Here is a 21806-nt window from a genome sequence, read left to right on the forward strand (position 1 = left end):
ATCATTGTTCTATCATACCAAAAAAACCGTTCGGGCGGACGCCGAAGCTCCGCAGAACGGTTTTTTCTTCATACGCTCCCTTGGTTAACCGGATCTACAGATGAATACCTGTCTGTTCCACGAGTGCATGCTGCAGCACCTGATCCATATGGGCTACAGGGACAAATTCCACATCTTCCTTGATGCTATCCGGAATGTCCCGCAGGTCCCGTTCGTTATCCTTGGGCAATAATATTTTTTTATAACCGGCGCGGTGAGCAGCCAGTGATTTTTCCTTCAGACCACCGATGGGAAGCACGCGACCACGCAGGGTGATCTCGCCAGTCATCGCAATGTCTTTGGAGACATGCTTGTTCGTCAATGCAGAAATCAAAGCTGTAGCCATCGTAATCCCAGCAGATGGACCATCCTTAGGAATGGCACCTTCGGGTACGTGGATATGAATATCATTCTTCTCATGGAAGTCAGCTGGAATTCCCAGTTGTGCCGCTTTGGATCGGGTATAGCTGAATGCGGCCTGAGCGGATTCTTTCATGACATCGCCCAGTTTACCCGTTAATGTCAGTTTTCCTGTACCAGGGACAACCGTGACCTCAATGACGAGAGTATCCCCGCCAACTTCAGTCCATGCTAGCCCGGTTACTGTACCAATCTGATCTTCTAGTTCAGCCATACCGTAACGGAACTTGCCTGGTCCAAGATAATCCTTGATTTCATCCGGCGCAATATTAATTTGGCCTTCCACACCAGATACGATATTTTTGGCCGCCTTCCGGCACAACGAAGCCATTTGCTGTTCCAGATTCCGCACACCGGACTCGCGGGTATATTCACGAATGACACGCAGCAAGCTGTCGTCCCCAATTTCCAGCTGTTCATCTTCCAGACCATGATCGCGCTTTTGTTTCGGCAGCAGATAGTTTTTGGCAATCTGCAGTTTCTCGATCTCGGTATACCCTGGAATGTTGAGCATTTCCATCCGGTCCAGAAGCGGGCGAGGAATGTTGTGCACCGTATTGGCGGTTGTAACGAACATGACGTTGGATAAGTCAAAAGGCAATTCCACAAAGTGATCGCTGAACGTGCTGTTCTGTTCAGGATCGAGCACTTCAAGCAGCGCTGCAGAAGGATCTCCCCGGAAGTCTGAAGCCATTTTGTCGATCTCGTCCAGCAGGAAAACGGGGTTAAGTGAACCTGCCGTTTTCATCCCCTGGATAATTCGTCCAGGCATTGCTCCTACATAGGTTCGGCGATGTCCACGGATCTCTGCTTCATCGCGCACACCACCCAGAGAAATTCGGACAAACTCCCGGCCCAATGATCTGGCAATGGAGCGGGCAAGCGACGTCTTACCAACACCCGGAGGCCCGACCAAACAGAGAATAGGTCCTTTGAGCTTTTTGACGAGCTTCTGGACTGCCAAATATTCCAGCACACGTTCTTTCGGCTTTTCCAAACCGTAATGATCGGCATTCAGTACATCTTCCGCTTTCTGAATATCCAGGTCGTCCTCTGTCATTTGACTCCAAGGCAGAGCCAGCAGCCAATCCACATAGTTGCGAATGACCCCGCCCTCCGCAGAGCTTGCAGGCATTTTTTCCAGTCGATCAATTTCTTTCTCGACCTTTTCCTTGACCTTGTCCGGCAAGCCGAGGGTATCCATTTGATTACGGAGTTCCTCGACCTCACCGGCACGGCCTTCTTTTTCACCCAGTTCTTTTTGAATGGCCTTCATCTGCTCGCGCAAATAGTATTCCTTCTGGGTCTTCTCCATCTGTTTCTTCACACGTTGGCTGATTTTGCGTTCAAGCTCCAGCACTTCCCGCTCGTTATTGAGAATGTCGAGAAGTTTCTCCAGACGTTCACGAACATCAATGGTCTCCAGGATCTCCTGTTTATCCTTGATTTTCAAGGAAAGGTGGCTCGTGATCACATCAGCCAGCCGGCCTGGTTCTTCAATATCCGACACCGCAGCAAGTGTCTCAGGTGTTACCTTTTTGGACAGATTAATATAATTTTCGAACTGGTTCAGAACCGTACGCATCAGGGCATCCGTCTCCGGATGACTGTTCTCCTCTTCAGGCAGTTCTTTTGCCAGTACTTCGTAATATTCCTCGTTGTCCGTATATTCAATGATTTCAGCCCGTTCCAAGCCTTCCACGAGAACACGAATCGTTCCGTTTGGAAGCTTCAGCATCTGTCTGACCTTGGCTACGGTTCCGATTCTGAAAATATCTTCTTGTGTTGGTTCTTCAATATTCACTTCGGCTTGGGAACATAGGAGAATCAGATGTTCTTCTACCATCGCTTTTTCTAAAGCCTTGACCGATTTCTCCCGGCCCACATCGAGATGCAGTACCATACTCGGGTAGACGAGAAGTCCTCTTAAAGGCAGTAAAGGAAAACGACGACCTTTCGCTTTGCTCGGTCCCATCGCTTTCGCACCTCCAATGGCTCTCAGGTTGTAGTCATTCATTATTCTATCAAATGTTCACATAAAAAACCAATTGAAGGGAAGCTCTTAGCAGCTTCCCGAATCCGTAACCTGTCCCGGACGGGGTAAATCAGCACGCAAATATGAAGCAGATGCCGGAGGGAAAATTTCTGCAGCGGGTGTTGCTGACTCCTCCGCCTGCTTTGTTTGTTCCACCTGCCCCGAATCAGGAACCCAGGCAAATACCTCGCGGAAAACATCCTGTACCGTATCTACCGGAATGACACGCAAGCCATTCAGATTCTCAAAAATGGACTGCCAGTTCTCTGCTGGAATAATAACGGTCTTCGCTCCCGCCTGAAATGCAGCCTCTACTTTGGCAAGCACGCCACCGATCGGCTTCACCCGGCCATGAATGCTGACCTCACCAGTCATCGCTGTCTCGTGATCTACAGGGCGTCCCTGAATGGCAGAGGTAATGGCCGTGGCCATGGCAATACCAGCCGATGGGCCATCAATCGGCGTTCCTCCCGGAAAATTGATATGCAAATCATAATCATTCGGACGGATACCCATGGCTTTTAATACAGTGATTACATTTTCAACCGAGCCTTTAGCCATGCTTTTTCTCCGGAGTGTACGCGAACCGCCTCCAATCTCTTCCTCATCCACAACGCCTGTAATATTAATTCGGCCCTGATCTTTCAATGCAGGCACTGCAGAAACTTCGATCTCAAGAATGGTGCCCATATTCGGACCGTATACAGCCAAGCCATTAACAAAACCGACCTGCGGGTGCAAAGGCACCTTGCGATCCGGCCGTGGTTGAATTTGGCTGCTGCCAGCCACCCATTCGACATCCGAGGCCTGAAGGGTCTCCCTTTTTTCGGTGAGTGCCAGTCCGGCAGCCAGTTGAATAATATTTACCGCCTCGCGCCCATTCGTGGCATATCGCTTGACCACTTCAACGGCATCCGGACAAGGACTGAAGCCAATTTTCTGCACAGCGTCTTCAGCAATCTTCCCGATCTCCTCCGGCAGCAATGGTCTGAAGTATACTTCCATGCACCGTGAACGGAGCGCTGGAGGCAGTTCATGAGGAGAACGAGTCGTCGCTCCGACAAGGCGGAAATCAGCCGGCAGGCCATTTTGAAAAATATCGTGGATATAAGCAGGAGTATGCGTGTCTTCCGAGTTATAGTACGCACTTTCCAAAAAGACCTTGCGATCCTCCAGCACTTTCAGCAATTTATTCATCTGAATGGAATGCAATTCACCGATCTCATCGATAAATAACATGCCACCATGCGCTTTGGTCACGGCTCCCGGTTTTGGTTGAGGAATACCCGCAACCCCCATGGCACCCGCTCCCTGATATATCGGATCATGCACAGAACCGATTAAGGGATCGGCAATACCCCGCTCATCAAAACGAGCTGTCGTCGCATCCAGCTCCGTAAACTTCGCATCCGGCTTGAAAGGCGAAGATGGATTTTTTTTGGCTTCTTCCAAAACCACCCTGGCAGCCGCTGTCTTACCCACCCCGGGAGGTCCGTAAATAATGACGTGCTGTGGATTGGCACTGCACAAGGCAGCCTTGAGAGCACGCAGGCCGTCTTTTTGCCCTACGATATCATTGATGGTAGCCGGTCGCGTCTTCTCGGCGAGCGGTTTGGTGAGTGAGATAGAACGCAATTTGCGCAGCTTCTCCAGTTCTTTGCGGGATTCACGCTCGACTGCGCTGCGGTTGGTTTTCTGGCCTCGAAGCAGATTCCAGAAATACAAACCGATCACCACACCAAAAAATAACTGTATCAACATGAAGACCATGCCTAAATCACCCATATCTCAACATCCTCCTGTTCTTCTGTCCTGTTCCCTTACGGAATCATGCTAATACATGGTAGTATAGCCGTTTCACGAACAGGTAAACGGTCCAGTCGGAATTTGTTATGGATGTGAAGACACCAAGAGCCCGTCATTGCTGACGGGCTCTCTTCGAAGCATATATGAATCAATCAGTGCGAGCGACCAGGAATTACACCTGTCGTTTCATAGGTTTCGACGATTTTATCGATTTCCTTTTTCAATTCCTCAACCATAATTTCTTCAGGCACCTTACGGATCATCTTACCGTGACGGAACAAGAGGCCTTCTCCGCGAGCACCAGCAATCCCGATATCCGCTTCTTTGGCCTCACCTGGACCATTCACCGCACAGCCGAGAACAGACACTTTAATCGGCACCTTGAGTTTGGAGATGTACTCTTCCACTTCGTTGGCAATGGAGAACAGATCGATGTCCAGACGTCCACAGGTCGGGCAGGAAATCAACGTAGCTGCATTGGAGATCAAGCCAAAGGTTTTGAGCAGATCACGTGCAACCTTGATTTCTTCCACCGGATCCGCGCTAAGCGAGATCCGCATCGTGGAACCAATACCCATGGACAGCAAAGCCCCCATACCGGCAGAGCTTTTAATGGTTCCCGAGAACAATGTACCAGCTTCCGTAATCCCCAGATGCAGCGGATATTTAATGATCTGAGCCACTTTGGTGTACGCCTCAATCGCCATCGGTACATCCGATGCTTTGAGAGAAACGATAATATCATGGAAATCCAGTTCTTCCAGAATACCAATGTGATACAATGCACTTTCTACCATAGCATCAGCCGTAGGATATCCGTACTTCTCAAGCAAATGGTTTTCAAGAGATCCCGCATTTACCCCGATCCGAATCGGAATACCGCGTTCTTTACATGCTTTAACGACTTCTTCCACTTTGGCACGTTTACCGATGTTTCCGGGATTGATCCGAACTTTATCGATGCCGTTCTCAATCGCAAGAAGAGCCAGCTTATAGTTAAAGTGAATATCCGCTACAAGCGGAATGTGGATGCGTTTTTTGATTTCCTTAATGGCTGCGGCAGCTTCCTCATTATTCACGGTTACACGCACTATTTGGCATCCTGCTTCTTCCAGTCGCAAAATCTCTGCAACGGTCGCCTCAACGTCTGCCGTTTTTGTAGTACACATACTCTGGATAATGACTTCGTTGCTGCCACCAATCGTTAAGTTCCCCACTTTTACGGGACGTGTATCTTGTCTTAAATACATGAGTGATTTCTCTCCCCACAACGTCAAAGCTCCACCCTGACAGAGACATGAATTCGCCTTCTGCCAAAGTGGAGAACTGACAAGTCTATATTTCAGAGCTGAACAGGATTCATGCCTTGGTTAGGCACTCTCTTCCTGCTTATCGTCCTTCGATTGGCTCAGTTCAGGCACAACTCTTTTCTCAACGACTTCTTCGGTAATCACACAGTTCGTAACATCATCACGCGAAGGCACTTCATACATGATTTCAAGCATGATGCCTTCAATGATCGCACGCAATCCACGGGCACCCGTGTTACGCTTGATCGCTTCCTTCGCAATCGCGAGCAATGCTCCTGGTTCAAATACCAGATTCACATTGTCCAGCTCAAGCAGTTTTTGGTACTGTTTTGTAAGCGCGTTTTTTGGTTCGGAAAGGATCCGTACCAAAGTATCTTCATCCAGAGGCTCCAAAGTGGAGATAACCGGAAGACGACCTACAAACTCCGGAATGAGACCAAATTTCAACAAGTCTTCCGGCAGAACCATACCGAGGTACTCACCTGGTTTGAGATCTTTTTGTTCTGCAACGGTGTTAAAGCCGATGACTTTTTTACCGATCCGGCGTTTGATCATTTGCTCCAGACCATCAAAGGCACCGCCGCAAATGAACAGGATATTCGTTGTATCGATCTGGATGAATTCTTGATGTGGATGCTTGCGACCACCTTGTGGTGGTACAGATGCCACAGTTCCTTCCAGAATTTTCAGCAACGCTTGTTGTACCCCTTCACCCGATACGTCGCGTGTAATGGACGGATTTTCGGATTTACGGGCTACTTTGTCAATTTCATCAATATAAATGATACCGCGCTCTGCTTTTTCAACGTCATAATCAGCAGCTTGAATCAGCTTGAGCAGAATGTTTTCTACATCTTCGCCGACATAACCAGCTTCCGTTAATGAAGTCGCGTCTGCAATAGCAAATGGAACATTGAGAATTTTAGCCATGGTTTGCGCAAGCAACGTTTTACCGGAACCAGTAGGTCCAAGAAGCAAAATGTTACTTTTCTGCAATTCAACGTCCTCGATCTTGCTTTGTGTATTGATCCGTTTATAGTGATTGTAAACCGCTACAGACAAAGACTTCTTCGCCTGATCCTGTCCAATAACGTATTGATCCAGAATGTCGCGGATTTCTTTTGGTTTCGGTATATCTTTGAGGTCCAGTTCTTCGTCATGACCGAGCTCTTCCTCAACGATTTCGGTGCAAAGTTCGATACATTCATCACAAATGTATACGCCTGGTCCAGCGACCAGCTTGCGCACCTGTTCTTGAGATTTACCGCAAAAAGAGCATTTCAGTTGCCCTTTCTCATCGTTAAATTTAAACATGAAACCACCCCTTTAGGAATTGATCGGTCTGCTGAGCACCTGGTCAATAATGCCGTACGCTTTGGCTTCTTCCGCACTCATGAAAAAGTCACGGTCTGTATCCCGCTCAATTTTCTCAAGGGGTTGACCTGTACGATCGACGTATATTTGATTCAGTTTCTGACGTGTTTTAATAATCCATTCTGCGTGAATTTTAATGTCCGCAGCCTGTCCTTGAACGCCGCCAAGCGGTTGATGAATCATCACTTCGCTGTTGGTGAGCGCGTATCGTTTGCCAGGTGCACCGGCTGTTAACAACAACGAGCCCATGCTTGCTGCCATTCCAACGCAAATGGTAGATACATCCGGTTTGATGTATTGCATCGTATCGTATATACCCATCCCTGCGGTGACAGAACCACCAGGTGAATTAATGTACAAGCTGATATCCTTCTCAGGATCGTCGGCTGCCAAAAATAAAAGCTGTGCTATGACAAGATTGGCTACATCGTCATCAATCGCACTGGTTAGAAAAATAATGCGATCCTTCAGCAAACGCGAATATATATCGTAAGACCGTTCGCCTCGATTGGTTTGTTCCACAACCATTGGCACCAGACTCATGAGACCAACCTCTTTTCTACATGTAATTAGACATAGGCTACCTGTAAAGCAAACCCAAATTCATTCTAACACGTTCCTGTGACAATGTCATTTTTCACAAGTGGTGTCAAGCATAAGTTAGTTTACTTTTAAGCCTGATCATATTTAACCATGTTTTCTATGTATGTGCAAATCGAAGGATTCCTATGCCGTTTAACCTTATTTTATTTGCATGGTGTACATAGGAGGGCAAAATGTTATATCCCTATCCATCATAATAACCATCCATATTATTACTGAATCATCTATAAAATGGATGCCATAATTTAAAAATAAGGCACGCAATGATTCACGTGCCTTATCGTTTATTCAGCTGTACGTTACTTCACAGCTTGTCTTATTTTTCGTCAGATTCTGCAGCAGCTTCTTCAGCAGGAGCTTCAACTGGCTCTACAACTTTGCTGTTCTCAACGAGAACATCGATCGTTTTGCGCAGTTTAACTTCATCGCGAAGGCTGTCCAGGGAACCATTGCTCTCCAGAATGCCACGAATCTCTTCAGCAGGACGCTTGTAGGATTCAGCCATTTTTTCGAGTTCTTGGTTTACTTCTTCATCAGAAACTTCGATGTTTTCCGCTTTACCTACGGCTTCAAGAACCAGGTTGTTGCGAACACGTTTGGAAGCATCATCTTGCATTTGACCTCTCAGGTCAGCTTGTGTTTGACCGGAGAAGCTCAGGAACATTTCCAAGTTCATGCCTTGGTTGCGCAGACGGTTGTCAAAATCACGCATCATGTTTTGTACTTCGCTGTCAACCATTGCAGATGGGATGTCCACTTCGGCATTTTCAGCCACTTTTTCTACAACCGCATTTTCTTGAGCTGCTTTGAACTCATCTGCTTTGCGGGATTCCAATTGCGTTTTCAGATCAGCTTTGTACTCTTCCAGAGTATCAAATTCGCTGACATCTTTTGCAAACTCATCATCCAATTCTGGCAATTGTTTGCGTTTGATTTCGTGTACTTTCACTTTGAATACCGCTTGTTTGCCAGCAAGTTCTGCTGCATGGTAGCTCTCAGGGAAAGTCACTTCCACGTCTTTGAAGTCACCTGTGGACAGACCCACAACTTGCTCCTCAAAGCCTGGAATGAATGTGTTGGAACCGAGTTCCAAGGAATAACGCTCAGCTTGTCCACCTTCGAATGGTACGCCATCAACGGAACCATCGAAGTCGATAACTGCAACGTCACCGTTTTGTGCAGAACCTTCGTCGATTACAACGAGTTCAGCGTGACGTTGTTGAAGACGCTCAAGCTCTTCAGTCACTTCTGCTTCAGTTACTTCGCCTTTAGCTACAGCAACTTCAACACCTTTGTAGTCACCCAGGGTAACTTCAGGTTTAACTGTTACTTTCGCTTTGAACTTGAACGCTTGCCCTTTAGCGAATTGTTCGATATCTACATCCGGACGATCTACCGGGAAAATATCCGTTTGGTCGATAGCTTCTGTGTAAGCTTCAGGAAGCAAAATGTCGATTGCTTCTTGATACAAGCTTTCTACACCGAAACGAGCTTCGAAGATTGGACGTGGAACTTTACCTTTACGGAATCCAGGTACGTTCGCTTGTTTTACTACTTTATTAAAAGCTTTGTCGAGTGCTGCAGTTACACGATCTGCACCAACTTCAACTTCAAGAACCCCAAGGTTCTTCTCTATCTTTTCCCAAGTTGCTTTCATTGTATACTTTCCCCTCCAAAATTCACATGTTCACGTAGGCGATCACGTACAAAATAACCATTTTAGTATAAACAAGATTACATTCTTTTTCAAGGGGAATCCCTTGATGCGGTTTGAGGTAAACGTTTCCGGTCCCTATTGGCCTCCCAAACCCGCCGAAACAAACTGCTTCATAGAACGATATGCCTGCTCCAAACGGAAGCGCATTGCTCCGGTCACAGCATACATTGAGCGCGTATCTTCTTCGTCGTGCGAACCGCCCAGGCTGTCTGCAACGGTCATATGTAGAGCAGCTGCCCATATGTCTGTCATGGAATCATTCTCTTCAAGCATGGAAGCATAATCTCGTGTTCCATACACAGCCATGACAAACTGAATCCACAGTTCCTGTGCAAAATAAAAAAGTGTCGGTTCGTGTACTTCCGTCTGATCAGCCACTCTTTCCAGAATGCGAACAATCTGAAGCGGGAAATCCTCTGGCCTAAGCGGTACCGTATCGATCTCCACTTCAACCTGTTCTTCTCCTCTTGTGAAGGTGATCATTCCCTGTATACCTCGACGACGCAGCGTTTGCAGCACTCGGAACTGCAGCAGTGGGTGAAGGGACTTATCCGTCAACCAGCGAATCAACGAATCATCAATCTCTGGCATCTCCAGATAGGCCAGTTGCTCCAAAGCAAGCATGGTTTGTTCGGACAGCGGTTCCTCCATTACGGTGCGAAGCAGCTTATCCGCGTATCCCTTATCCTGCTCCAGCTTGGACCTTGCATGCTGACGCGCCATGTCTTCCTCACTGATTTCCTCTTCTTCATGTTCATCTTGGACCACAGAGGAATCGTCCGCATAATGAGGGAAGGCAGCCTCAAGCCATTCAAGCAAAGCCCGCCATTCATCATAATGACGTTCCTCCTGCCCCTGACATTGCAGCAAAAAGCGGAGCAGATTCATTGCTTCACCATACCGCTCATTTTCAAGCATGACGGTCAATTGAATCTGGTAATAGTCCAGCGTCTTAGGAAACAGCACGATATTGTTACTGTGCTCGTTTTCCGGGGTCGTGGATTCCTTGATAGGAGCACCTCCTCTATATCCTGAATCTCCAGTCGGAATCAACCATAAATAGATGTATATTAAACGAAAGTCGATCTATTTTCTGAGTTCTCCTGATATTCTAACATAACCGTAAATATAATGAAAAAAACGTCATCTACCGCCAAACATCATATACGAAAAACATATTAAAACAAAACGCTTGATATTCATATTTATTTATGATAAAATCATTTTTGCTTGAAAAATTTCATGTCTCAGTAGCTCAGCTGGATAGAGCAACGGCCTTCTAAGCCGTCGGTCGGGGGTTCGAATCCCTTCTGGGACGTATTAAAAAAAGCTTCCTTCGGGAAGCTTTTTTTGCGTTCTGGGGATGAGAACCCCCATGGTTCGTCGGAGCATCCTCTTCGTTAGCACCACTTCGCAGTCTCGACTGCAAGGAGAGTATCCCTTCTGGGACGTATTAAAAAAAGTTTCCTTCGGGAAGCTTTTTTTTGCGTTCTGGGGTGTATTTCAGCCAACTCCGTTGTCCGATGTTGACACCGAATGTTATGCTTGTTGTGTATATGTGTGTATCAAAGTATACATATTAGAAAAAATAAATAACAGGAGATTTACCTATGCCATCTTCTTTACATCAACATTCATCTGAACACGCAGTTGCGGATAGCTCCTCAACGTCCATGAAACTCGGACTTCTTCTTACGGGTATTATCTTCATCGCAGCTACGATGCGTTCACCGATTACAGCGACAGGCCCTATCGTTGAACTGATTCGCTCCGATACAGGTATAAGCCATACCATGGCCGGGCTGCTTACATCACTGCCTTTACTTGCATTTGCTGCAATTTCTCCGTTTGCCCCACATCTGGCAAAAAGATTTGGTCTGGAATCAGCTCTGCTTACTGCTATCATTATTGTAACGTTGGGCATAGCCCTGCGGTTTTTACCGTCAGTCCCTGCACTTTTTGCAGGTACAGCCATCCTCGGATGCGGGATTGCTCTAAGTAATGTGTTACTTCCCAGTCTAATCAAGCGGGATTTTCCATTACGAGTGGGACTCGTTACTGGTCTGTATTCCGTGTCCATGAATATATGGGGTGCTATAGCTTCTGGAATTAGCGTCCCGGCAGCAGGCTTAACCTCCATGGGTTGGCATGCCTCACTCGGAATGTGGGCTGTGCTCTCCATCCTGGCTCTCATTTTGTGGCTGCCCCACGTTCGTAATGGACGCCGCGGAGAAGTTTATGTAGCCTCCCGAAAAACCGAGAAACCGGTCCGGCTTCTCTCCTCTTCTCTCGCCTGGTACATCACGCTTTTCATGGGATTGCAATCGTTGATATTTTACTCAACCATTACATGGCTGCCTGAAATTTTGTCTAATCAGGGCTTTAACCCTTCTTCGGCAGGTTTGATGCTCTCTATGATGCAAATGGTCAGTGTTCCAGTAACGTTTATTATTCCCATTCTGGCGGGACGAATGAAGGATCAACGTATGCTGACGGCCATTACCTGTACGTGTCTCATTTTAGGATATGCGTTCCTGCTAAGCGGTATCTCATCACTGGTTACAATCGGGGTTGCTCTCGCAGGCATCGGAGGCGGTGCTTCATTCGGTCTGGTTACCATGTTTTTTGTACTTCGTACAGCTGACGCCAGACAAGCCGCAGGTTTATCAGGAATGGCTCAATCATTCGGATATATGTTGGCAGCCGGAGGACCCTTGTTGTTTGGCCTGATCCACGACTGGACTCAAGGATGGACTATTCCATTGCTTCTGCAGGTTGCGCTCGCTGTCCTTTTGTTACTCATGGGTCTGAAAGCCAGTGCGAATCGTTTGATTAGTTAGTTCGGATTAACGATATCTTTATTTGTATACGTAATCGTTATTTTGACTCCCCTTATAGTGACAGGTTAATAATACACCCGTCACTATAAGGGGAGTTTTTTTAATCATTAACCGCCTTATACGCCTTATATATAAACTATATACATCTCAATTAACAGCATCTTAAATCAACAACCAATTCATTCTTTCAGCGCCGCCTACAACAAACGACCTTCATCCCGTGAAATAAGGATAAAGGTCGCTTTCGAGATCATTGCTTCATTGATGTTTCTAACATGGAGGCCGGATAACCCGCTTGACAGTCTGAGTTGTTCTCTACACTAACTTGAACATTTTACTCTGTTCAATGCCTAAGAAATCACTTGACCTTTACTGTGATCGTGTCGGTGCTGGTGACTCCGGCTGCATTGATTAACTCTGCTCGGTACTTATACGTACCCGATGTGCGTCCTGATATTGTACTAACGGCGCTTTGCGCAAAAGGTGTAGCGGCGCTTAGTGTTTGGGTGTCGATCAACTGATCATTTTCGTAGAGGCGGTACTCAGTAGCATTGGTACCCCACCACAAATTCATGGTGATCTTATATTTACCGTCACCATCCCAGTTATCTTGAGAAAGAACGGCTTTACTTGGCGATGCATTGATAACCCGGACAGTCAGCGTCTGACTTCTCGTTGTTCCCTTGTCGTTCGTTAGCTCGGCTACATACGTATATGTGCCGTTTGTTTTACCCTCTATCTTCGTTTGGGCAAACTGTGCCATAGGTGCGTTGTAGGTCAACTTCTGTGTATCAATTAAAACCCCATCCTCATAAAGCTTATAGCTAGTGGCGTTCTCACCCCACCACATGTTCATGCTGACAGTGTACGAGCCTTCGAGCAATCCGTTAACATGCCCGTTATTGTGGGACAATACAGGTTTACCAGGCGCTTTGGTTGCTGGAGTTTCGGGCTCAGGCTCATTGGACTCCAAACTTAGGGCGACGTTGGCCGTACCAGAAAGCCCCTGTTGGTCTTCTACCTTAAGTTCAACGGTATACTTTCCTGCTTCGATATCATCTAAAGGAAGACTGAAGCTGCCATCATTTTTCACTTCAAAAGTACTCTCCCTATAAATCGAACCATCCTCTTTTTTCACAACATAAGTCGCTTCCAATGAACCCGACGGGTCAAACTCAATGTTCCATCCATCTTTAAGTGCAGGAGCAATCCGGAAGTACAAGTCGTCTACGTTACCGTTAATAACAGCAGATTCACCCTGCTTAATCTCCAGCCTCTCAGGAGCGGTGACAGCCGGTGCTGTCTTTTTCACCAAGAATGGAGGGGTATCTTCCCGATATGTCTTTCCATCAGTACCTCTAGATGTGATATCAACGGTATACAAGCCATCCGGAATTGCTGTCTCTTCCTCCGTTGTATAATCTACATATTGTCCGTCCCAGGCAAGTTTATATCTCGCATTTGCATTGAAGTCATAATTGCCACCAGATATATATCCAATGTACCCATCCTGATAAAAACCACCATCCGGGTTAAGACCGTCAAAAATTTCAATGAGTGCGAAATTCATTGGGTTATGGAATTCCATAAATACATCGAGTGTATCCAGCGTGCCATCGGCCTTCAATGGATAATGGAACGGATTCGTTTCATTGCCATACTTCGTTTCGATGTATTTGATGCCGGATTCTGTCAGATTGAAGTGAGCCACGTACGGCACGCTGTACGTTTTCGCTTCATGACTGAATTGGAGATATCCTTGGGCTTCTCCTACAGTAGTCACGCCTTTTGGCACCGTAATCGTCACCTGTACCTCTTCTTCTCCATTCAAGGCAAAGGACGGTTTATCCACGGAAACCGAGACGCCATTTACAGAACGTGTAGGGTTGACCGTTACGGAGTATTCCCCACCTGCCCCATTTAGCGATTGCACCTTGAGCGTTTTACTGACCGTTTTCTCGTCTGTGCTCAGGAAGTTGCCGAAATTGACGCTACCTGTAATGTTTTCCTTTTCGACTGCCTCGCCGCTCTCGGTGTATTTCGTCACGTCCATGACTTTAACAAAAGTTTCAGGGTCGATCGTTTCCAGTGCTTGAATGCGGCCAGCACCTTGATCGAATACGTCATATAGAGCTGTATCCAGCACTTTGGTATTGTTCATGAGAGCAACCTTAATATCAAAAGGAGTCCAGTCCGGATGTTTCTCAATGAGTAGTGCAATCAGTCCTGCTACATGAGGAGTAGCCATACTCGTGCCTGTTTTGCGATCATATGCTTGCGCATAATCTGCTCCAGGCTCATCCTTCCCGTAGGCTGGAATCGTAGACAAGATGCTTGTACCCGGTGCAACCACATCCGGCTTGATATCCAATGTTACTTTGGCAGGTCCGCGGGAGCTGGAGTCATACATGTCATCTCCAGGCGTTTGATCATGGACAAAATCACTGAAGCTTACTTCAACCGGTTCTCCCGCATCCAGTTGAGCCTTGATCCCTTCACCATCTTCCTTGGACATGCTGAGTGTCGGAATAAGTTCAAAGTTATCACCCAAGCTTAGACCAATCGGACCTGGAAGATTGTTGTACACAATGACGGCCACTGCGCCAACCGCTTTCGCATTGGCTACCTTCTCCACAAATGCCAGCTCACCCCGCTGTACAAGTGCAACTTTCCCTGCAAAATCCTTGCCTTCGAAGTCGGTTGGTTTCCCGAGTCCGGCAAATCCAAGTTCATATTGCCCTGTCAGAACATCTTCAGGATCTGCTGAAAGATTCCAGCCCATCACGTCCAAACGATAGACCGATTCTGTGACAGTCAGTGGGGTTGACTCTGTTTCCGTTGGAGCTACCGTTTCCTCTTCTTCTACAGGTGTAACTTCCTGTGTACTAGGATCAGTTGCATCCTGAGACGTCACGGTTTCAGCTTCAACTTGCTCTTCTACAGGTAGTGCACCTTCACCTGGTAATGCAGACTCATCACTTTTCTCGTCTGCTTCAGGAGCATCTACAGATGGATCATCATCTGGAGTAGTCGCCGGTACGCCTTGCTCTGGAATTTCAGGAGCTTCCGTCTCTGGCGCTATTCCCAGTTCCGGCAATTGTTCAACCTCAGGTACCGGCAGTTCTTCAGGTAGTGTACCTTCACCATTTTCACCATCTTCACCAATCCAAAAATGCGTGTTTGCCGTAATGATCTGACTAGGTCCTGTGGAGTTACCTACAGTGATGGCCATGGCCGATGCCCCTGGAGAACCCAATGTATAACGATTTGGACCATCATTACCACTTGCTACAACTGCAGTAACACCAGACAGCATGGCATTGTTGAGCGCAACCGAAGTAATATAGCTTGGATCATTCGCAGAATTTCCCAGCGAGAGGTTGATGACATCCATACCATCTTTAACCGAGCGATCAATTCCGCCAAGCACCCAAGATGTTTGCCCGCTACCATATGCTCCTAGTACACGATATGCATAGATATCAGCTTCGGGAGCAATACCAACAACTCCGTAATCTCCAGCCTCGCGAGCAGCGATGGTGCCCGCTACGTGAGTACCGTGGGATGTGTAGTAGGAACTTCCGTTTGCATTAAACTCCGGCTGTTCAGACACTTTCCACTCCTCACGTGTTGTTTCATAAGGATCATCATCGTTTTCAACAAAATCCCAACCACCCTTGTAAGCGTCTTTCAGATTCGGGTGCTCGTAATCGATTCCTGTATCAATAACGCCGACTTTGATGCCTTCCCCTTTGTATCCCAAATCCCATACTTCCGGGGCACCAATAAACGGCGCTGTATCTTTCATATAGGGATTAACTTCATCGTTCTCCGGAGCTAACGTAATTTCGAGGTCAGGATATACACTGACTACGCCTGGTATGCGAAGCAATTGCCCCATTTGATTCCCATCCACTTCGATGGCCACACCATTTAGGGCATATGCGTAATTTTCCAACACTTCATGGTTGATTTTGTTCTGAGTGAGGTTATGTACAAATGACTGTTGTTGTTGTTCAACCTTAGTCACAGCATTTGTTTCCATAGAGGAGGTAAAAGACTTTCCTGAGAGGGTTGATTCACCTTGCGCTACAGCTACAGGTTTATTCGAGAGCTCAACGATAACTCTTGCACTCTCTCCACCTAGACCTTCCAATCTCTGGTCCAAAAATGGTTCTGCGGCAAGTTTTTCTTCCCGCTGGGCTAGAATTTCTTTCCACTGCTTGGCTTCAGCCTTGGTTAGCAAATTCCTATCAAGTTGTACGTCTGCGGGAGCGGCTCCAGCCGCTGGCATGATGATGGAGAAAATCATGAGGACACTCAATAACATGGATATCAATCGTTTATTCAAGGCTATGCCCCTCCTTCTCAATATGAATACCTCACCAATCACTGGGGCCTTGCCCAATCAAGTACTGCAATACTTGTAATACTGTCACCATCCTATCCGCAAGAGGATTGACCCTTGGTAAATTATTCTACTAAAATACCATATTTCCCTTCTAAATAATTACAATTATGATATAAAAATTACTTATATGGTTCTTGAGTAAGAGAAGAAAATAGGTTTGTATTTATTTGTCGATGGAGCTATTGAATTTTAAAATAGTTCATAGGAAAAAAGACCATATTCCTCTTTCGCAATAAGAGAATTATGGTCCATTAAAGCCATCCTATTTTAGTAGATAGATGTTTATAACATATTCATTTAACAAGAGGATTCCAATATTTTTTTTCAACTTTTGGGCTTTACAGCCTCTACTCGCAAACGCTTATAATCGGCATAGATCGCATCGTCTTTCCAGAGCTTTGGTACAACTATTTTACTCGTTTCCAGACAGACTTCCTGGATCTGTTCCTTACTTAAACCCGCAAAATAGTCTCCGCCAAAATGTGCTAACCACCCCTCAATACCCTGTTCCCCATCTTGAAGTTGGGTAGGACGGTCATAGTGGTAGGCCTGTCGAACCAGAAATCCCTTTTCCTCCAACATGGAGCTGTACTCACCTATTGTTGGGAAGTACCACGGATTGCGGTCCGCTGCATCGATTCCTGTTTTTCGTTCAAGGACATCCTCCAAAGCATCCACAATGGTCTGTACATTTCCCTTCCCACCGAACTCTGCCACCAGACGCCCGCCAGGCTTCAGCGCATTCCATATGTTTTCTACGACAAGGCGAGGATTCTTCATCCAGTGCAATGCAGCATTCGAGAAGATGGCATCATATGGTCGTCTTGTCTGGAACCGATGTCCGTCCCCTTCCAGGAATTCGATATCGGGAAACTTCTCCCTCGCCCGACGTATCATGTCCGGAGATGCATCCATGCCAACCACCTCTGCCTGTGACATAGCGATTTCATGCGTCAAGTCACCAGTACCACAGCCCAGATCCAGAATGTATTCTCCTTTTTGAGGTTGAAGCCAAGAGATTAAACTTTTGCCGTATCCTGATACAAAAGCCAATTGGTGATCGTACTCATCTGCCCGCCATTGGTTAATCGATTTCATTTATACCACCGTCCTTTCATCTGATAGGATTATTGTGGCATAAATCTGTTTATTAATAAAATATATAGTTTCTATCCGTTCTATAGGTAAAACCTATACAATTTTCACATTCTTTCTTGAGTCAACTGGATCTGAGCAAAATGAAACAGGCCCCCATGCTCGGAGACCCGCTTTGGTTTTACTCTATTTATGTTCGGGTGCGTAAAACGTACCTTCCACTTCGACAATGTCATCCTGATTCAGACGATCCACCTCAATGATTGTACGCGGCGGATATGGTCCGGAACCCCACAATTCTTCCTGAATCTGATTGACTATTGGACGATAGCGGTACATATCCGTTACATAGACAACAAGACGCGTTGCATCCCGTAGTGTCGCTCCCTCAGATTCTGCAATCTGTTTCATGTTCAGGAAGGCCTGACGAATCCGTCCCTCTTCATCGCTAACCAGTTGGTTGGTAGCAGGATCAATTCCACGCATGCCTGCCACATAGATGTTGTCGCCTGCCCGAGTTCCCAGATCCCATGTTCCGGTTGACTGAATTGCCCCTTCTGGCGAGAGTGTCTTCACTCCATTTGGCGATACGTTAGTACTCGCAGCCGGTTTGGTTGTGTTGGAAGCTACAACTTGTGACGCAGCCTTTTTAGATGCAGACTGAGGTGCATAGAATGTGCCTTCCACCTCGGCGATATCATCTTGATTCAGACGATCCACTTCAACAATTGTGCGCGGCGGGTAAGGACCTGCTCCCCACAACTCTTCCTGAATTTTGTTGACGATTGGGCGATAGCGATACATATCCGTCACATACACGATGAGACGTGTCGCATCCTGAAGGGTTGCGCCTTCAGATTCTGCAATCAATTTCATGTTCAGAAATGCCTGACGGATTCGCCCTTCCTCATCGGTTACAAGCTGGTTCGTACTTGGATCAATTCCACGCATACCTGCTACAAAAATACTATCTCCTGCTCTTGTACCCAGGTTCCAGGTTCCCGTAGACTGGATAGCCCCTTTAGGCGAGAGGGTTATGACACCGTTTGGCGATACGTTGGTGCCGGTTGTTGTCCCGTTACTTTTTGAGTTCCCTTTGGCGCTCCCTGATTTCGATGCTGCTTGTGGAGCGTAAAACGTACCTTCTACTTCTACAATATCATCCTGATTCAGGCGGTCGACTTCAATAATAGTACGGGGCGGATAAGGACCTGCCCCCCACAGTTCTTCCTGAATTTGATTCACAATCGGACGATAGCGGTACATGTCTGTCACATAGACAACAAGTCGTGTCGCATCCTGAAGAGTCGCACCTTCAGACTCAGCAATAAGCTGCATATTTAAGAAGGCTTGACGAATCCGTCCCTCTTCATCGCTGACAAGCTTGTTTGTGCTCGGATCAATTCCCCGCATGCCTGCCACATAAATATAATCTCCTGCACGAGTTCCCACATCCCATGTGCCAGTCGATTGAATGGCGCCATTCGGTGCCAGTGTTTCTACGCCATGAGGCGAAACAACGGTTACCTTGGAAGCGAAGGCGGGAGCACCCATTGCTGCGAAACCAATCTGCAACGCAAGCACGCCAGCCGTCAAACGCCGTACAGCTTTTCCTGTCTGTTTACTTGTCATTTCCAACAACCTTTCTTATGTATACGTTTTAAAAGATTCTCGCTAACTATATCATAGATACACCTTCTGTCAATTTTTAACTAGGTATTATAGACTAGTATTACTAGATTTTTATTCAAAACATCACATCTTTAAGACTATAAGATAATATAATTTATTTAAAATTAAATTTATTATGTAAAATTATTCATTTTCAAAATGTCGAATTTTAGCGCTTTCATAAATATTAGTGACAAAAGACCTAAACTTTTCAAGTTGTCTTGCCGACATATAACACTGTCCTGTTTTCAGAATGCAGGATTATTATTTTTAGACATTAACGACTAGAAAGGACATAAGAAATGAAAAAAACAAAGAGCTCTTCTTCTCAAAAATTTCGGTTCGACAAGCTTAGATTGGGCAAGAACATAACGATAAGAGCACGATTGAGTATCGCTTTTCTGGTAATCCTGATCTTGCCAACTGCTGTCCTTGGTTTCTTATCGTACCGGACTGCAAAAGATGACATCACCGAGCAATTTATGAGAAATACACGTCAGTCGGTAGAAACAGTAAACACTCAGCTTGATATGCTTATCAATACCAGCTTAGAAGATCTCCAATATTTGTCACAAACCGTCAACGGAGGAATGATTGATGGCGATGAGAGTCCTGAACTCAGACAAATTCTCGATCCCATTAAAGCTGTTAAATCAGAATATGATCATGTTCAATTTGCCACAACAGAAGGTAAGCTTCTGAATTCACCGCAGCAAACCTTTGCTGAAGACTTTGATCCACGGGAACGGGCATGGTACTCGATGGCGATGGAAAAGAAAGGTGAAGCACTAGTAAACAGTCCTATTATTAGTCAGGATGGTAAAGTCATCGTTGTTCCCTCCATGGCAACAGCCGATGATTCCGGTGTCGTGAGTATCGTTTTGAGTCTCACTAATTTTGCCGAACAGGTCAATAAAATCAAGGTTGGGGAAACAGGAACTGTTACTGTTCTGGACAAAGACAACAAATACATAACTCACCCAACGATGGAGATCGGAACAGAAGACACGGAATCCTATGTTGCACAGATGAATGCACAACCTGAAGGTAATGTGAACTTTTCCTCTGAGGGGAATGATAAGATCGCCGTCTACCAAACCAATGAGCTTACCGGATGGAAAATCGTTGGTGTCATTGATGTAGAGGAAATTTCGGCAGCAAGCCGCGGAATCTTAATCACTACGCTAGTGATTATCGCCATTTCCATTGTTGGCGGTGCAATCCTTGTCTTCTGGGTCATTCGCTCCATTGACGTGCCTCTGAAAAGATTGATGATCGCGACGAATAATATCGCATCAGGTGATTTGACCAATGAAGTACAAATTACTTCCAAGGATGAACTCGGTGCACTTTCTGCAGCGGTCAATACCATGTCCGGCAATTTGAGACAATTGGTATCCCAGGTCGGATTCAATTCGGAGCAGGTAGCTGCAACATCAGAGGAACTATCGGCCAGTGCGGAACAAACTCGAGCAACTGCTGAGTACATCTCGGAAGCTGTACAGCATATCGCAGATGGTTCTGAGAGATTGGTTAACAACTCTTCGGCGTTCACACAGTCCACAGAAGAAATTTCCAAGGGAATGAATCAGGCAGCCACTTCAATTCAACATGTCACTCAATTAACAAGCAGTGCCAATGAAAAAGCAAAAGAGGGTACGGCCGTGGTCAATCACGCCGTAGCGCAGATGAATGTCATTCATGAAAAAGTGAACAATACAGCCAGTGTGGTACACGCACTGGGTCAAAAAACAGATGAGATCGGTAATATTATCGGTTTGATTACCGAAATCTCCAGTCAGACCAATTTGCTTGCTTTGAATGCAGCTATTGAGGCTGCACGAGCGGGAGAGCATGGTCGCGGCTTCGCTGTCGTTGCCGACGAAGTCAGAAAGCTCGCTGAACAATCTACAACGTCTGCTGAGAAAATTCGTAATCTGGTTCACGAGGTTCGGGAAGAAACCGCAAATGCGGTAATGGCCATGAATGAAGGTACAGCAGTTGTACAGGAAGGGATATCCCTTGTCTCATTAACCGGAGAAGCCTTCAATGATATTGTGGAATCCATTGACCGTGTCGCATCCGAATCAATTGATGTCTCATCCATCGTGGAACAGGTATATACGAGTGCCCAAAACATGGTTAACATGGCGGAGAACGTAGCCGTTATCGCGGAGCAATCTGCCGGAAACACCCAAAACGTTGCGGCTTCAACTGAAGAGCAGAGTGCTTCCATGGTTGAGGTATCTGCATCCGCAGACAGTTTGAGTCAAATGGCGCAAGAGCTTCAGGAGGTGATCGGCAAATTCAAAGTTTAACCATAAGCGAAGTAATAGAAAAGCTCCCCTCGGGGAGCTTTTTTTAATCTTCCCAGGAGGGATACTCTCCTTGCAGTCGAGACTGCGACGTAGTGCTAACGAAGACAATGCTTCGACGAACCTTTGGGGTTCTCATCCCCTGAACGTAAAAAAAGCTTCCCAAAGGA

Annotated in this window: 12 protein-coding genes and 1 tRNA gene; 3 read left to right on the top strand and 10 right to left on the bottom strand. The window is 46.3% G+C overall.

All coding sequences use genetic code 11. The features are described 5' to 3' along the window. Nucleotides 1-94: 94 nt before the first annotated feature. The 7 genes from lon to AB3N00_RS22825 all read right to left on the bottom strand — a co-directional run bounded on the left by lon (nt 95) and on the right by AB3N00_RS22825 (nt 10222). Complete coding sequence (lon, locus tag AB3N00_RS22795; protein ID WP_413036645.1) at nt 95-2434, bottom strand: endopeptidase La; 2340 nt, start codon at nt 2432-2434, stop codon at nt 95-97. 87 nt (nt 2435-2521) lie between these two features. Beyond that, on the bottom strand, nt 2522-4279 hold the full coding sequence (gene lonB / locus AB3N00_RS22800; protein ID WP_413036646.1) for an ATP-dependent protease LonB: 1758 nt from the start codon (nt 4277-4279) through the stop codon (nt 2522-2524). 173 nt (nt 4280-4452) lie between these two features. Next, nucleotides 4453-5550 (bottom strand): flavodoxin-dependent (E)-4-hydroxy-3-methylbut-2-enyl-diphosphate synthase, encoded by a 1098-nt coding sequence (gene ispG / locus AB3N00_RS22805; RefSeq protein ID WP_413036647.1) that lies wholly within the window; start codon nt 5548-5550, stop codon nt 4453-4455. 120 nt (nt 5551-5670) lie between these two features. Continuing rightward, nucleotides 5671-6924 (bottom strand): ATP-dependent protease ATP-binding subunit ClpX, encoded by a 1254-nt coding sequence (gene clpX / locus AB3N00_RS22810; RefSeq protein WP_063566713.1) that lies wholly within the window; start codon nt 6922-6924, stop codon nt 5671-5673. A 12-nt stretch (nt 6925-6936) separates the two neighbouring features. Further along, a complete protein-coding gene (gene clpP, locus AB3N00_RS22815) occupies nt 6937-7527 on the bottom strand; it encodes an ATP-dependent Clp endopeptidase proteolytic subunit ClpP (RefSeq protein WP_091001992.1) in 591 nt (196 codons plus the stop codon). Nucleotides 7528-7903: 376 nt separating this feature from the next. Then, nucleotides 7904-9244 (bottom strand): trigger factor, encoded by a 1341-nt coding sequence (gene tig / locus AB3N00_RS22820; protein ID WP_413036648.1) that lies wholly within the window; start codon nt 9242-9244, stop codon nt 7904-7906. A 135-nt stretch (nt 9245-9379) separates the two neighbouring features. Beyond that, nucleotides 9380-10222: a hypothetical protein gene (locus AB3N00_RS22825; RefSeq protein WP_413036874.1), complete on the bottom strand. Its 843-nt coding sequence runs from the start codon at nt 10220-10222 to the stop codon at nt 9380-9382. Between the two features lie 326 nt (nt 10223-10548). Here AB3N00_RS22825 and AB3N00_RS22830 point away from each other — a divergent pair. Together AB3N00_RS22830 and AB3N00_RS22835 are read left to right on the top strand one after the other, a co-directional pair. Beyond that, nucleotides 10549-10622: transfer RNA gene (locus tag AB3N00_RS22830), tRNA-Arg, on the top strand. A gap of 292 nt (nt 10623-10914) precedes the next feature. Then, entirely contained in the window at nt 10915-12144 is a 1230-nt protein-coding gene (locus AB3N00_RS22835; RefSeq protein ID WP_413036649.1) for a CynX/NimT family MFS transporter, read from the top strand. A gap of 358 nt (nt 12145-12502) precedes the next feature. Here AB3N00_RS22835 and AB3N00_RS22840 read toward each other — a convergent pair whose 3' ends face one another. The 3 genes from AB3N00_RS22840 to AB3N00_RS22850 form a co-directional block, all read right to left on the bottom strand. Continuing rightward, entirely contained in the window at nt 12503-16495 is a 3993-nt protein-coding gene (locus AB3N00_RS22840; RefSeq protein ID WP_413036650.1) for a S8 family serine peptidase, read from the bottom strand. A 384-nt stretch (nt 16496-16879) separates the two neighbouring features. Continuing rightward, nucleotides 16880-17653, bottom strand: a complete 774-nt coding sequence (locus tag AB3N00_RS22845; RefSeq protein WP_413036651.1) for a class I SAM-dependent methyltransferase — start codon at nt 17651-17653, stop codon at nt 16880-16882. A gap of 183 nt (nt 17654-17836) precedes the next feature. Continuing rightward, nucleotides 17837-19282 carry a RidA family protein gene (locus AB3N00_RS22850; RefSeq protein ID WP_413036652.1) on the bottom strand — a complete coding sequence of 482 codons (1446 nt, stop codon included), beginning with the start codon at nt 19280-19282 and terminating at the stop codon, nt 17837-17839. A gap of 425 nt (nt 19283-19707) precedes the next feature. Between AB3N00_RS22850 and AB3N00_RS22855 the strand changes: the two genes are divergently transcribed. Then, on the top strand, nt 19708-21639 hold the full coding sequence (locus tag AB3N00_RS22855; protein ID WP_413036653.1) for a methyl-accepting chemotaxis protein: 1932 nt from the start codon (nt 19708-19710) through the stop codon (nt 21637-21639). Nucleotides 21640-21806 lie beyond the last annotated feature (167 nt).

It is taken from the genome of Paenibacillus xylanilyticus (assembly GCF_047246825.1).
GTDB lineage: Bacteria > Bacillota > Bacilli > Paenibacillales > Paenibacillaceae > Paenibacillus > Paenibacillus xylanilyticus_B.